This is a genomic window from Nocardia sp. NPDC003183 (assembly GCF_053590715.1).
Genome location: NZ_JBSFTG010000004.1, coordinates 46,846 through 60,398, shown reverse-complemented (window position 1 = coordinate 60,398; position 13,553 = coordinate 46,846). Strand labels below are relative to the sequence as shown.

The window sequence follows — 13,553 nt, the reverse complement described above, 5'->3', positions numbered from 1 at the left end:
AAGGTAGGAACAGTGGCAGCCAAGAGCAAGGGTGCACCGAACCTCTACGGATCTTTCATCCACTCCGCCCCCGGCGCGTTCCTCGCGAGCAAGCTGGGCCTCCCGCAGCCGGCCGAACTGCGCCGCTACAAGGCGGGCGAGCCCGCGCTGCCCGGCCCGGTGCTGCTCGGCGGCAAGGGTCGCCTGGCCGAGCCGGTCCGCGCGCTGCTGTCGGACTACACCGTCGCGGACTCGCTCGAATCGGGCACCAAGTACGGCGCGCTGGTCTTCGACGCCACCGGCATCGATTCGATCGACAAGCTCGCGCAGCTGTTCGAGTTCTTCCAGCCGGCCATGCGCAGCCTCGCGCCGTCGGGCCGTGTCGTGGTTCTGGGCACCACCCCCGAACTGGTCGGCTCGGTCGACGAGCAGATCGCCCAGCGCGCGCTCGAGGGCTTCACCCGTTCGGTCGCCAAGGAGCTGCTGCGCGGCGCGACCGGCCAGCTCGTCTACGTGCACCCCGAAGCGGGCGCATCCGCGACCGGCCTCGAGTCGACCCTGCGCTTCCTGCTCTCCGGTAAGTCGGCCTTCGTCGACGGTCAGGTCATCCGGGTCGGTTCCGCCGACTCGGTCGCCCCGGCGTCGTGGGACAAGCCGCTCGCGGGCAAGGTCGCCGTCGTGACCGGTGCCGCGCGCGGTATCGGCGCCACCATCGCCGAGGTGTTCGCCCGTGACGGCGCCACCGTGATCGTCGCCGACATCCCCGCCGCGGGCGAGGCGCTGTCCGACACCGCGAACAAGATCGGCGCCACCGCGCTGGCCCTCGACGTCACCGCGCCCGACGCCGCCGAGCGGCTGGCCGACTTCGCCACCGAGCGTTTCGGCGGCATCGACATCGTCGTCCACAACGCCGGCATCACCCGCGACAAGCTGCTCGCCAACATGGACGAGGGCCGCTGGAGCTCGGTGATCAATGTCAACCTCGCTGCCCCGCACCGCATCACCTCCGGCCTCGTCGCCAAGGGCGTGCTCAAGGAAGGCGGGCGCGTGATCGACGTGTCCTCCATCGCGGGCATCGCGGGCAACCGCGGCCAGACCAACTACGGCGCGTCCAAGGCGGGCGTCATCGGCATGGTCGACGCCGAGTCCCCGCTGCTGGCCGAGAAGGGCATCACCATCAACGCGGTGGCGCCCGGCTTCATCGAGACCGCGATGACCGCCGCCATCCCCGTCGGCACCCGCGAGGCCGGTCGCCTGATGAGCTCGCTGCTGCAGGGTGGCCAGACCGTCGACGTCGCCGAGACCATCGCCTACTTCGCGAGCCCCGCGTCGAACGCGGTGAGCGGCAACGTGGTTCGCGTCTGCGGTCAGAGCCTGATCGGCGCCTGATGACTCAGACGATCACCCTCACCGAGGTTCCCAAGAACGGCGGCCTGTACGCCAAGGCGGCGCTGGGCGCCATCCCGCTGCCCGCTCCGCTGTCGGCGCGCAAGCCCACCCTGCCCGACCGTCGAGTAGTCCTCGAGGGCGTGCGGGTCGACCCCGACCATCTCGCCGCGTACTGCCATGCCACCGGCCTGCGTTTCAGCGACACCTTGCCGCTGACGTACCCGTTCATCCTCAGCTTCCCGCTGGCGATGCAACTCGTCGTCGCACGGGATTTCCCGTTCAGCGCGGTCGGTGCGGTGCACTTCGAGAACGTCATCGAACGCACCCGCGAGATCTCGGTCGCCGAGCCCCTCGATTTCTCCACCCATATCGAGAACCTCCGCGAACACCCGAAAGGTCTTCTGGTGGACGCGATCACGGAGATCAGCGTCGGTCGTGAACTCGTCTGGCGGCAGGTGACCACCTTCCTGCACCAGCAGCGCACGTCGCTCTCGGGCGGTCCCAAGTCGGCGCCCCCCGCCGATGAGGTGCCCCCGCCCCCGTTGCGCGTGCAGCGCGTGGATCAGAAGATGATCAACCGCTACGCCGCCGCGTCCGGCGATCACAACCCGATCCACGTCTCCGGGATCGGCGCGAAGGCAATGGGTTTCCCGCAGACCATCGCCCACGGCATGTGGTCGGCGGCAGCGATCCTCAGCACGATCGAGGGCCGCGTCCCCGAAAAGGCCACTTACGCGGTCAAGTTCGGCAAGCCGATCTTCCTTCCGTCCTCGGTGAACATCTACGCCGACCAGGTCGGATCCGGCTGGGATCTCTCCATCCTGCATCCCAAGAAGGGGTACCCACACCTCACCGCAACCTTGCGCTGAGTCTCCACCGGCAAGGGCCGCACACTCCAGGGGGGTGTGCGGCCCTTGTTGGTTTCAGGGCGCGGTGAATCGGTCGTCACGAGGGATTGTGTTCGGGGCCTTACGCTTTCGAGACTCTCGCCGATCGTCATCCCGATAGGTGTCGTTACGGGCAATTGCTGTGACTTTACTCATCGACATTAAACGATTCGCTATGAAGTTGCCCTAAGGCATTCCGGTGCCCATTTTGGTCTACCGTCCGGTGTTTTCTTCTGCGTGCTAAGAAATTGCCCGGGGCGCGGAGGGCTGACTTTGTAGTGTTGCCCGGCTGTCAATACCGCGGGCTCGCGCCACCGGGCAACTATTCGGCATCTGAACACCGTGGTGGCCGAATTTCGAGCATTCCGGTTCCTCTGGAACGCGTGTAGAACTTCTCTTGCCCAGCGATCGTTCGGTCGCGTCGGCGGGTTCACCTGATCCAGATCCGTGGCGAGAAGTGTTGTGGAGGAAGCGTTGTGAACAAGATCAGTCTTTCGAATCGGGGGATTCTGCGCGCGGTTGCTCTCGTGGGGGCGGCGCTGTCGCTGGTCGCGAGCGCCGGCGCGGTGGCAGGCGCGGACACCGGAAGCGGTGAGACCGGAAGCGGGGTAATCGACACGGGCAGCGGGATTCTGGGGGATCTGCTCGACACCGGCAGCGGAATCCTCGGCGGTAGCTCGAGCGGTGGGTCGTCCGAGAGCGTGCAGCCGTGCAACCGCTCGACCAAGTCCGGCGGGGCCGGCGTCACCAACACGACGCATCAGCTCGGCGTCACCGGACCGACCTCGTTCGTCCTGACCTACGAAACCCTCAACATTCCCGACCGCATTCAGGTCTTCTACGAAGGCGGGCAGGTGCTCGACACCGGCTACGTCGGAGACAATGCCAACCAGGGCACCGGATCTCGGGTCGTCTCGTTGCCCGCGGGGTCGTCCTCGACGGTGAGCGTTCGGGTTACAGGCCCGAACGACACCCAGTGGGAGTACACGGTCAACTGCCCGTCTTAGCGCGACCGGTCCATCCCGGTCGATATCGCACGTGTCGGGGCCGCATACCCGAAAAGGCATGCGGCCCTGAGCAAACAGCTATCTGGCAGAAAACTGACAGCACATATTCCGGTAAGCGCAGCGCACGGCGGGAAAACATGAATATGGCTGCCGCCCAATCGGTTACACACCGGAACTCGTTACAGGTTTTCATGGTGATATCAATCATGGACTAAGCCGATCAGTAACTGGGTATACAGCAAGGTTCGGCACAAGCGTGATGCTCTGCCTCGATCCTTCGCTGCGGGGATCTTGCCGCGGTTCGCGTGATTGATCGATCGTCCAGCGGTAATGATCTTGTTCGAGCTCCCGTTCGTTGTGCCGAACGGCGGTCTTCGAGCAATCGATATGAGATCCCCGAAACGAGTTCTGCCGTCAGGCACTCAACGGGCAAATGCGCAGCAATGGTTCGGCGAATGCCCCGAATGTCGCGGGCTAGGGAGCCGCCGCCGACCGTGTTAGAAACTTTCAGTCGGCAACAAAGTCGGCAATCATGGTTAATACCAAGGGGTTTCATTTCATGAAGAAGATTCGCACGCTCGGCTTCGGCATCGTCATCGCCGCCGGGATGGCCGTGTTCGGCACGGGCATCGCCACCGCGGACGAGGTCCCGCCGGTTGTCACCGAACCTGGCACCGGCGGCACGGGCGAGGAGGCCACCACCGGTTCGGCCGGCAGCCTGGCGGCGATCCTGAAGGCGCTCACCAGCGGCTCGTCGGCGGCGGAGGACCCGGCGGACACCGAGACCGGCACCGAGGTCGCCGACGAGACCGAACCCGGCACCGGCGGCACGGGCGACGACGCCTCGACCGGTTCGGCCGACAGTCTGGCGGCGATCCTGAAGGCGCTCACCAGCGGCTCGGCAGCGGCTGAGGAGACCCCGGTGGAAACTCCCCCGGCCTCCTGACGCAGTACGCAAACGACGAATGCCCCGCGATGAGCGGGGCATTCGTCGTTCGAGCTCAGCTGTGTCTGGCCGCGCGAAGTCCGTTGACGTAAGCGGCGACAATTCGCAGATCACCTTCGGACAACCCGGAGAGATCGACGATTCCCTCGATGGATTGCGGCCGAACCTGCTCCGTCTCGATCGGGTCCAGCCCCGCCTGTGTCAGCAGCGGTTCGGCATCGAGACCAACCGCCGCCGCCATGGCCTGCAAGGTCTCGGCCGTGGTGCTGGCGGGGACCTTCTGTCCGCGCTTGTACTGGGTCCCGTTCTCGACCTGTGTCCACAGGCTCGTACTGATCCGTGCTGCTTTCGCGGCGCGGTCCATCGACATCTCGCGCTCCTTGCGAGCAAGTCGCAGGGTGGCGCTGACCTCGGCGGGGACCACCGCGCTCCGTTGTCTCACCATGCATCGAGGGTAGCAGATTGTTTGCACTGATGCATGAAGTGTATGTAGTCATCGGCTGCGAATTTGCGAATCGAAATCCTGCACCGGATGTAGACCGTAACAGCGAATAGCGAGTTTGTTTGTGGCGGTATGTGACTGGGTACAGCACTCTGCCGCCTCGGCTTGACAGACGCGTTGCAACAACGTTGCATACAACGGGTGTCCGATTGTGGGTCCCAGTAGGAGCCACTCCTGGACACCGCCCGGGGGCGCGCCACTCGATTTCGGCCGCGTAGCAGGGTACGACCGGGGCTCCGGCCCGCTATCGACCGAAGGAGCAAGTACATGGGCCCATACGATGCCGTCACGGCGTCGAACCGCATTCGTGAGGATTCATGCGGCGTGACCCCCCTGGACAGGTGGGCCGATGACAACCACCTGTACCTGGATCGGGAAGCCGCGCGGGATCTGGCCCGGATGCTCGGTGACATCCCCGACCTGGCCGAGGACCTGTCGGACGCGCGCACGCGCCAGACCCGCTTCGGCGCGGTGGACTACCGCACGCGCAGTGGCTCGCAGGAGCAGCGACTTCCGTTCAATCCCGTCGCTGCTCGCGCGGCCGACCACCTCCAGTCGGTCTTGGTGGCCTGGGTTCGGTTGGTCTGCGAACAGCGCGGCATCGACTACACCGGGGTCGCGACCATCAGTGGCATGGCGGAATGGTTGCAGCGCAACATCGTCGCGCTGGCGATGACGGAAGGTGTGGAGGCCGCGCCCGCTGAGTTCGCCGCGGCGATCGAGGCCGCGGAAGCGGTGGTGTGTCCGCCGGTCGATCTCGCTCCCGCCGATGCGGCTCTGGTCCTGCGCGCCAGGGCGGTTCGCCTCCATGCGGCCGCGATCGGCAAACTCGCCGAAGAGCTGGGTGACGGTTTCCGCAACCTCACCGCTCGGCGGGTGCGCACACTGCGCAAGGCTGGTCTGATCAGTCCCGTCCCGGGGCCCTGGTCGCCGGACTGGCCGGAGCTCTTCATCGTGGGTGAGGTTTTGGATGCGCACCGTGCCCTTCCGGCGCGGCACCGGGCGAAAGATGCATAGCGAACAGAGTGACCCAGCGGGGCGTCGGCAGATTGTTGCCGGCGCCCCGCTGGCGTTGTGGGGACCCGGCACGGCTGGATCCACGTGCCCGAAGTGCTTAGGCCGCATGAAGTTCGGGCTCGTCTCGTCGCGTCGGTGTATCGAAATACCCACGCCTACCTGGGATTTGGCCTCTTGTGAAAGTCGGTGTTGACAAGTTGTGGCCGATGACGCAAACTAGTGCCAGCGGGATTCGTCGTGCCCAAAATCATTTTGGGACAAAGCGATTCGATGTCAGCGAGCGCTGACCCCGCAGATCCTGACCGGGACTCGGTTCACGTCAACGCTAGAATGGGCGCGTGCTCTCGACCGAGAGTCTCGACATTTCGGCTGCTGGGTGAGGTTCTACTTGTGTCAGGTGCATTCGATGCATTTACTCCCGATGAATCCGGTAAGCCGACCGGTGAGAGACCTACTCGCGAAGGCGAGTCCCTCTATCGAGTAGACGACTCGATACCAGGCCGAAGGAACCGTGTCGGCCATGTCGATCTCTCCGACATCTGCGTAGAAGACCTCCAGGTTGTCGCTGGTGCGGTGGATCGCTGGCGCTCGCTCCGGGCGCCGACCACGGTGACGCGTACCACCTCTCGGTGACCTGACACACGGCATCTGACACCGTCTCCGGTGGTGATGATGCGACGGGTCGTGGTCAGTTCCGAGTTGTGAGAGTTGTGTATTGCCATGGGTGATGAAGGTGAGTCGGATGCCTCGATGCCGGACCGACAAGATATCGCGGTGCAGCGCAATGGGTTCAACGCCCAAGAATCTGCGTTCAACCAGGGAATCCGGGTCGATTCGGCCGTGGTCTTCGACTTCGTGTCGTATTGGTCGGTAGTCGACCGCGCAGTCCTTATCCAGGCCGACCTGTCCGGTCACGTACGAAACGAAGTCATCGCCCACGCCGTCGCCCACATCGAGATGGCCGAATCACGCGAACTGGCAGCAGCACTCGACGGCGAGCGATGGCGGGGCCGGATCGAGATGCAGGTGCACGATGTGGTGGCACAACGCCTCATCCCCGTCGCCCACCTGCGTGACGCGCTGGAGGTGGCCGACAACCTCACCGATGTCTCCGCGCTCCTCGGGGTCACCGAGTTCCTGCTCGGTTGGCGATTGCAACACCTGGCGAACGAGGAGTTCGCGGTGATCCCGGTGCACCTGCTGAACCGCCTGGGCTGGCTGCCCGGGATGCCCTCCGAATACCCTTATCGGTGCTTGTGGCCGACATCCAGCTCGGGTGAGATGCTTCGCCAGCTGGCACCCGGCCGACACCACCGGTAGCCACAGTCTTCCTCAGCCCTCGTTCCGTGAAAACGGCACGGGGGCTTTGTCGTTGGCGCGTGCCGCCGATTCAGAACTCATGCGGCAGGCCCCCGGACACGAACACCTCGAGCCAGCGGGTTCAGAGCCCGCCGCATGCCCGCCCCTGACGCGCCCGTCTCCCGCAGCTCGCTGCGGTCGAAAGGCGTTGTCGCAGCGCAGGGGCGCATCGGTCCCGCTCCGGCGGAGCACTCCGTCGGAGCGGGACCTCCACTCACGTCCCAGAGAGGTACGAACATGTCACTGTGGTCTCCGAAAGGATCGCCCCGCACGATCGATGTACTCGTGGTCGGCGGAACCTGGAATCCTGGCGGCGACGGCGTCACAGCTGCCTTCACCGACGCGCTGAACAAGTCGATGTTCACCCCTCGGATGGTCCCGTATCCCGCCGACTACGGGTCGCAGGTGAGCTACGCCGAGAGTGTTGCCGAAGGCAAGCGCGCGCTCCTGGCGGCTGTCGACCGGTCGCCGAACCCTGTCGTGCTGGCCGGATATTCGCAGGGTGCGGCGGTTGCCGGTGACCTCGCGGCGGAGATCGGCTGCGGTGAGCATCCGGGCCGTGCGGTGATCGCCTGCGCGTTGATCGCCGATCCGCGCAGACCGGCGGGCAAGTACCTCGGCGACACCGACCCCGGCGGCTACGGCGTTGTCGGTGAGCGGCCCATCGACGGCATCCCCGCCTATTGGGCCGCGGCGCCCGGCGATCCCATCACCGCACTGCCCGCCGGCAACCCCTTGCGGACCATCGCGGATCTGAGCGCCTTCTTCAGCTTCGCCAGCGCGAACTCGGCGGTGCGCTGGGCACAGCGGATGCTCGACACCGCCACCCGAAATCAACTGCAGCGCTGGTGGTCACCATCCAACTGGAGCCACTGGACCGGCGCCATCGCCTATGCCCGCGGCTACCTGTTCGACGGCAGGCACACCAGTGACTACGTCCGATACGGCCACGCCCGCGCACTCGCCCAGGCACTGAACCGCGATGTCGCCGAAGGGCGCATCTGAGACCCGCGAAAACCTGTGGGAAGGAACACATCATGAGAATCAGCAAAACCCCAGAGCCCGCGCTGGTCCGGTCGGTGCTCGTCGCTGTGACGGGTGTCCTCGCCTATCTGCTCGGTCGCGAGATCGATACGGCATGGATCGAAACACTGCTCACCCTGTACGGATTGGCGACGCCGCTGATCGCGGGCGTGCTCATCAGGCCCGCCGTTACCCCGCTGACCGGATCGGTGGGTGAACCGGATGGCATCGTGGTTAAGCCCTGAACTCGTACAAGCGGCAGGGATGGCCCTTGCGACAGTCATCGGCGCGGTGACCGCATGGCAGGCCCGCGAAGTCGCCAAGTTGCGTGAGCGGGTAGTCGCGCTCGAGGAACAGGCCGCCGACGATCACCTCCGATTCCGCGACGCGATCCGGCTGATCCGCGCACTGCAGCGACACATCGACGAACTGCTCGGCTTCCTGCGCCTGCATGTCCCTGGCATGGAGCCCCCGGTGGCGGACTACAAGATCCCCGCCACCCTCCAAGAAGAAATCTGACGGCGACCCCGCCGTTTCCGAACTGCATGCGGTCGGCCCCCGGAGAACACTCGATACGGTGCGGGATTCGAGCCCGCCGCATGCCGCGCTCCTGACGCGCCCGTCTCCCGCAGGTGGTCTGCGGTCGTAGACGTCGCCGCTGCGTCAGGAGTGACGGTCCCGCCCTCGGCGCTTCCCCTCGTCCACGAGGGCGGGACCCCGAACCTTCACTCACACAAGGAGATACCTATGGCCTGGACAGGCGACCCGGTATGGCTGGCCGATGTGCTGCGCGCTGCCGGGCTGGACGTCATCGAACACGAGGGCTGGCGCGACCGAGGCCACGGCGACTTCCGTGACCTGCGCGGCGTGCTCTGCCACCACACCGCGGGCGGCGGCAAGAACGACTGGCGCATCGTCCAGGACGGCCGCGCCGACCTCCCCGGCCCGCTGGCCCAGCTGGTCCTCGAACGCGACGGCACCTTCCGCGTGATCGCCGCAGGCGTGTGCTGGCACGCGGGCCGCGGCTCCTGGCCCGGCTGGCCCACCGACAACGCCAACTACCACGTGATCGGCATCGAAGCCGTCTCCCGCGGCGACGGAACCGACTGGACCCCAGCCCAACTCGACGCCTACAAGCGCGGCTGCGCGGCCATCCTGGCCCGCATCGGCCGCGACGCCGAGGACTGCGTGGCCCACCGCGAGTACTCCCACGAAGGAAAAATCGACCCCGCCGGCATCGACATGGACGAGTTCCGTCGCGAAGTGCAGGCATTCATCGACGGAGAGGACGCTCCGATGAGCGCATCCGAAGTAACCCAGATCCAGGATTTCATCACCGCGTTCTGCGGCCCGATCGGCACCGATGTCAAAGACATCCGCGAGCAGCTGTGCGGTAGCCAGCAGCGGGATGCGGGCATGTTCGCGGGCTGGGAACAGCTCGACGGGATGACCGTGGTCGACGTCCTCGCCGACATCCTGGACCGCCTGAAGGCCCTCGAAACGCCCGCATCCGAGGGGAGGTGAATCCATTGCTTCCCATCCTTCTCGAACTGCTCGAGCTGGCCATTGTGCTCGCGCCGGTAGTCCTGCCGCTGCTCGGCCTCTGACCCCACAACGGACCGCCTCGATGGCCCGCACCGCCACATCGCGAATGCGGTTGATTCCCAGCGGCATCCGTTCCCAACTCCCGGAGATCACCATGACGGAATTGACTACGTTCGCCGCGAGTTCCGCGCTCGGCGCTGAGGAAGCCACCGCGTCGGAGCCATCGGAATCCTCGACGGGCGTACTTCACGCCGCTGTCGAGATCGCCCCGGCACTCGACGACGGTGTCGCATGACCAGCCCATACGCCGGGCAGTTCCCGGACTTCGAGCAGTTCATGATCGGGCTGCTCACACCTATCGCACCGACCGTGAGTTTCCTGCCTGCGCTGGCGAGCCAAATCACGCTGCCGCTGATCTGGGTTCGTACGACGGGCGGCACGCTCGATCACAACGCGATCACCTACCAGGCGAAGGTGCGGGCGGCCGTTTTTCACAGCAGCAGGCAGCAGGCGCAGACCATGGCGATTCAGGTGCGCGATGCCTTTCTGAACGCCTCGGCCGCACGCTTCAACGGCGTGCTGGTCGATTACGTGGAGGAAATCGCTGCTGCTGAACCGCGTTTCAGTGCCCCGAATCTGCGTCGCAGCCGCGGGACGAGCGAATTCCCAGACCTCGACCCGCTGCACCAGATGGTCGAGCTCGCCTTCGCCATCGACGCTCGCCGTCAGTAGACGGCATATCACCGGCACCCACGCACATATTCGATCGCGTGGGTGCCCTTCCTTGTCCAGCCCGTTTCACCGGGCACATGAATGGAGAAAGTCTTGCCTCCCATCTCGTCCACCCCGTTGACCACGCTGAAGGCCGCCCAGCGCCAGCTGCTGCTCAAGCCGCTGGATGCCGCGGTGTTCCTGGCCCCGTGGCCGAACTCGACCCCCGTCACCCCGGGCAGCATGACCGACGCCACCGGCAACCTGCTCGCGCTGCCCGTGTCGTACCAGTCGGTCGGCCTGATCGACAAGAAGTCCGGTGTCAACTTCGCGCGCGCCGTGACGGCATCGCCGATCGAGGCGTACGGCGAGATGCAGCCGGTCCGCGACGACATCACCAGCGATATCACCACCATCGAGTTCGAGCCGCAGCAGACCAACCTGCTGAATCTGGCGCTGACCAGCAACACCAACCTGGCGTCCACCCAGGCCGCGGCCAACGGTGAGGTCGGCTTCTGGCAGCCCGCGACCCCGCAGATCAACTACTATTCCGCGGTCGTGATCGGCAAGGACGGCACCGACGCCAGCCCGATCTACATCTTCAAGATCATGCCGAAGGTCGCCGTCACAAAGTGGGGTGGTGAGCAGTGGACCCCCACCAACCTGATGGGCGAGAAGCTCACCCTCACCGCCTTCAAGGACGACACCCTCGGTTACGCCGTCGCCCACGGCTTCGGCGGCACCGGCTGGCAGAAGCTGCTGTCGGCGACCGGCATCAAGTACACCGTCTCGGCGATCACGCCCGCGCCGATCAGCGTGACCCGTGGCACCACCACGTCCGCGCCGATCGTGGTGACCGACCAGTTCGGCGGCATCCTGCCGAACGCCAATTGCGCCTTCACCCCGGCCGGTGGTTCGAACATCACCGTGTCGGCGTCCGGTTTCGTGACCGCCGCCGCGAACGCCACCGTGGGCAACACCACCGTCGGCATCGTGTACACCCCGACCGGTGGCACCGCGTTGGCCTCGGTCAACTGCGTCGTCACCGTTGCGTAGTCGACGCCCATGAAACGTGGTCGCGTGCCGTGCTTCTCCGGTCGCGGCACGCGGCCACTTCTTGTCAGCTTCCGGAGAGAAAGCGGGGCTATCCCGTGTCCTTTATCCCCACCCAGTTCCCGGTCACGATGACCGATGGCACCCACGATTACCAGGTGTTCGACGCCTCGGCGTTCGGTGACGCCATGTTCGGTCTCGGCCACCGCGTCAAGGAAGACGTCAAGCAGGCCGTCGCCGCGGCCAAGCCCGCCAAGTAACTACGTTCCACCACTACGAAACCGGAGATCCCCTGATGGCAGCACCCCGCAAAACGTCAACGGCTACGAAGGTGGCCGGCGGTGACGAAGGCCGCTTCTACGAGATCCAGCGCGAGCTCGCAGCCAAGCGACGCGGCCCCTACCACCTGACCGCCGACATCGCGATCCAGCCACTGACCCGCCGTCAGGCGCGCATACTGGCCGAAACCGACGACGAAGAAGACCAGCTGCGGATCCTGCTGGGTGACGTCTACGAGGCGGTCGACGACTTGTTCGCCGACCGCCCCATCGACGAATGGGTCGCCTTCCAGAACGATCTGTACGCCCACTTCTACGGCGAAGGCGCCATGGAGCTGCCGGGGGGATCCGAGGGCTCGTAGAGTTCTGGGACAAGTTCGGTGCCGCGCTCGAATACGACCTACTCGAGCGCGGCATCGACGTCCGAGACTGCTTCGGGCCCATCGAGTTCCGCACCCGCGACTGGCGAACCATCTGGCGCTTCAAGGACCGCCTACCCCGCGGGTCGCACTACAAGACGGCCTTGGCGTTGGACCGTGAACTCGCCGAGTACTGGCTCGACATGGAGGAATCCGACCCCGATCCCGACGCCGAAGAGCCACCGACCCCGGAGGGCTACACCCTCGACACGTATCTGCTCCTGTCGATCATCGACGGGTTGCAGGGCGTCCAAGCGGCCGTGATCGCGGCAGCCGGCGCGGATCCACCCCAGGTGAAGCCGATGCCGCGTCCGCAGACAGCAATGGACGTAGTCCGCGAGGAACGGCGCCTGTCCACGATGAACAGCATCGTCGACATCTTCAAACCGGCCGCCGGCTAGTCCCGCGCCAGCGGTCGATCAGAACGCCCCGCCGGAGAAGCACTTGACGACCGGCGGCTGACCGCTGGCGTCCGCGTCCGGCATCGGAGCGCTGCTGCCGGTACTGCCACCGACCACCCCGCCGATGATCGCGCCGGGAAATGCTCCGATAGCCGAACCTGCGACAAACCCGCCGATGGCGCCCAGGCCCATGCCGATCAAGCCGTTCGTGGTGATGTTCTGGCAGTAGGCCCGTTGCTCGGGCGTCAGCGCGATCGGTGCAGCCTGAACCGGGCTGCTGGTGACTGCGCTGCGATCGAATCCAGGTGCCGGCGCGGCGTGCGCAGTACTGGCGAACGCCGCTGTTGCCGCGATCGCAAGACAGGTCGCGGCAATAAACTTCTTCAATTTTCTCGAACTCCCAGAGAGATAGCCATCAAACATGTTGTCTCCCAAAACATCTCAGCCTTGAGAGCACACGAAGCTTAAGCTGATACGGCCGCGCCGACACAACAACGTCGATCAATTGTGGGGCTCATCACGTTTACTGTGAATTATCCTCGCTACCAGCCAGTTTCGTTGTGATGCTGATGATTCAGTCGAGCGATCGTCCACGCGACCCCTGGCTGATTCCATGATGTGAGGTCGCGGCGCGGGCCACGCCAGCGCAAACCCGCGAAGTTGCACGCGGACAGTGCCTACGACATCGCCGAGTTGCGCCGCTGGGTCGCCGACCCGCAGTATCGGAGTCCGTTTCGCCCGCAGGTGAATCGAGCGTAGTGACCGCCTCGGCCGACACTGGTGGGTCGTGGAACGCACCTTCTCCTGGCTGACCGGCTACCACCGGCGCACCCTGCACTACGACCGCAAAGCCGAACACTTCTTCGGATTCCTGACCCTCGCCGCCGCGCTCACCTGCTTCAAGAAGCTAGCTAAGCCCGATCAGCGACATGAGACGCGATCTAAGGCTCCTGGTGAAGATCATCAGGCACCGAGCCAACGCGCTGAATGACCCTCAATTCTGATGTCGCCAACGCTGCCCTTCACAGGAAGTAGTA

General features: G+C 65.3%; 19 protein-coding genes. 17 read left to right on the top strand and 2 right to left on the bottom strand.

Features of this window, described 5'->3' with window-relative positions:
- Positions 1–12 precede the first annotated feature (12 nt).
- The 4 genes from ACWDXS_RS16225 to ACWDXS_RS16210 all read left to right on the top strand — a co-directional run bounded on the left by ACWDXS_RS16225 (position 13) and on the right by ACWDXS_RS16210 (position 4,208).
- Positions 13–1,368: a 3-oxoacyl-ACP reductase gene (locus tag ACWDXS_RS16225; protein WP_378989186.1), complete on the top strand. Its 1,356-nt coding sequence runs from the start codon at positions 13–15 to the stop codon at positions 1,366–1,368.
- Complete coding sequence (locus ACWDXS_RS16220; RefSeq protein WP_379315043.1) at positions 1,368–2,237, top strand: MaoC family dehydratase; 870 nt, start codon at positions 1,368–1,370, stop codon at positions 2,235–2,237. Before ACWDXS_RS16225 ends, ACWDXS_RS16220 begins: the two co-directional genes overlap by 1 nt.
- A gap of 503 nt (positions 2,238–2,740) precedes the next feature.
- Positions 2,741–3,262 (top strand): hypothetical protein, encoded by a 522-nt coding sequence (locus ACWDXS_RS16215; protein ID WP_378989530.1) that lies wholly within the window; start codon positions 2,741–2,743, stop codon positions 3,260–3,262.
- A 559-nt stretch (positions 3,263–3,821) separates the two neighbouring features.
- Positions 3,822–4,208, top strand: coding sequence for a hypothetical protein (locus ACWDXS_RS16210; RefSeq protein WP_378989184.1), 387 nt, complete (start codon positions 3,822–3,824; stop codon positions 4,206–4,208).
- A gap of 55 nt (positions 4,209–4,263) precedes the next feature.
- Here the strand turns inward: ACWDXS_RS16210 and ACWDXS_RS16205 are convergent, their stop codons facing one another.
- Positions 4,264–4,653 carry a helix-turn-helix domain-containing protein gene (locus ACWDXS_RS16205; protein WP_449966380.1) on the bottom strand — a complete coding sequence of 130 codons (390 nt, stop codon included), beginning with the start codon at positions 4,651–4,653 and terminating at the stop codon, positions 4,264–4,266.
- Between the two features lie 381 nt (positions 4,654–5,034).
- On the opposite strand from ACWDXS_RS16205, the gene ACWDXS_RS16200 reads away from it, so the two are divergent.
- The 12 genes from ACWDXS_RS16200 (at position 5,035) to ACWDXS_RS16145 (ending at position 12,516) form a co-directional block, all read left to right on the top strand.
- The gene (locus ACWDXS_RS16200; protein WP_449966377.1) at positions 5,035–5,727 is read left to right on the top strand and encodes a hypothetical protein; all 693 of its coding nucleotides are present in this window, start codon (positions 5,035–5,037) and stop codon (positions 5,725–5,727) included.
- A gap of 750 nt (positions 5,728–6,477) precedes the next feature.
- Positions 6,478–7,047 carry a hypothetical protein gene (locus tag ACWDXS_RS16195; RefSeq protein ID WP_449966374.1) on the top strand — a complete coding sequence of 190 codons (570 nt, stop codon included), beginning with the start codon at positions 6,478–6,480 and terminating at the stop codon, positions 7,045–7,047.
- Between the two features lie 276 nt (positions 7,048–7,323).
- Positions 7,324–8,091 carry an alpha/beta fold hydrolase gene (locus ACWDXS_RS16190; protein ID WP_449966371.1) on the top strand — a complete coding sequence of 256 codons (768 nt, stop codon included), beginning with the start codon at positions 7,324–7,326 and terminating at the stop codon, positions 8,089–8,091.
- 32 nt (positions 8,092–8,123) lie between these two features.
- Complete coding sequence (locus ACWDXS_RS16185; RefSeq protein WP_449966368.1) at positions 8,124–8,354, top strand: hypothetical protein; 231 nt, start codon at positions 8,124–8,126, stop codon at positions 8,352–8,354.
- A gap of 19 nt (positions 8,355–8,373) precedes the next feature.
- Positions 8,374–8,628: a hypothetical protein gene (locus ACWDXS_RS16180; RefSeq protein ID WP_063005185.1), complete on the top strand. Its 255-nt coding sequence runs from the start codon at positions 8,374–8,376 to the stop codon at positions 8,626–8,628.
- Positions 8,629–8,856: 228 nt separating this feature from the next.
- On the top strand, positions 8,857–9,633 hold the full coding sequence (locus tag ACWDXS_RS16175; RefSeq protein ID WP_449966365.1) for a peptidoglycan recognition protein family protein: 777 nt from the start codon (positions 8,857–8,859) through the stop codon (positions 9,631–9,633).
- 175 nt (positions 9,634–9,808) lie between these two features.
- On the top strand, positions 9,809–9,949 hold the full coding sequence (locus ACWDXS_RS16170) for a hypothetical protein (protein ID WP_378870702.1): 141 nt from the start codon (positions 9,809–9,811) through the stop codon (positions 9,947–9,949).
- A complete protein-coding gene (locus ACWDXS_RS16165) occupies positions 9,946–10,386 on the top strand; it encodes a hypothetical protein (protein WP_378989177.1) in 441 nt (146 codons plus the stop codon). Before ACWDXS_RS16170 ends, ACWDXS_RS16165 begins: the two co-directional genes overlap by 4 nt.
- Before the next feature lie 93 nt (positions 10,387–10,479).
- Positions 10,480–11,421, top strand: coding sequence for a hypothetical protein (locus tag ACWDXS_RS16160; protein ID WP_449966360.1), 942 nt, complete (start codon positions 10,480–10,482; stop codon positions 11,419–11,421).
- A 95-nt stretch (positions 11,422–11,516) separates the two neighbouring features.
- Positions 11,517–11,678 (top strand): hypothetical protein, encoded by a 162-nt coding sequence (locus tag ACWDXS_RS16155; protein ID WP_378989175.1) that lies wholly within the window; start codon positions 11,517–11,519, stop codon positions 11,676–11,678.
- A gap of 35 nt (positions 11,679–11,713) precedes the next feature.
- Entirely contained in the window at positions 11,714–12,058 is a 345-nt protein-coding gene (locus ACWDXS_RS16150) for a hypothetical protein (RefSeq protein WP_378989174.1), read from the top strand.
- Positions 12,059–12,219: 161 nt separating this feature from the next.
- Entirely contained in the window at positions 12,220–12,516 is a 297-nt protein-coding gene (locus ACWDXS_RS16145) for a hypothetical protein (RefSeq protein WP_378989173.1), read from the top strand.
- A gap of 18 nt (positions 12,517–12,534) precedes the next feature.
- Here ACWDXS_RS16145 and ACWDXS_RS16140 read toward each other — a convergent pair whose 3' ends face one another.
- On the bottom strand, positions 12,535–12,939 hold the full coding sequence (locus tag ACWDXS_RS16140; protein ID WP_379314741.1) for a hypothetical protein: 405 nt from the start codon (positions 12,937–12,939) through the stop codon (positions 12,535–12,537).
- Between the two features lie 364 nt (positions 12,940–13,303).
- On the opposite strand from ACWDXS_RS16140, the gene ACWDXS_RS16135 reads away from it, so the two are divergent.
- Positions 13,304–13,507 (top strand): transposase, encoded by a 204-nt coding sequence (locus ACWDXS_RS16135; RefSeq protein WP_378989171.1) that lies wholly within the window; start codon positions 13,304–13,306, stop codon positions 13,505–13,507.
- Positions 13,508–13,553 lie beyond the last annotated feature (46 nt).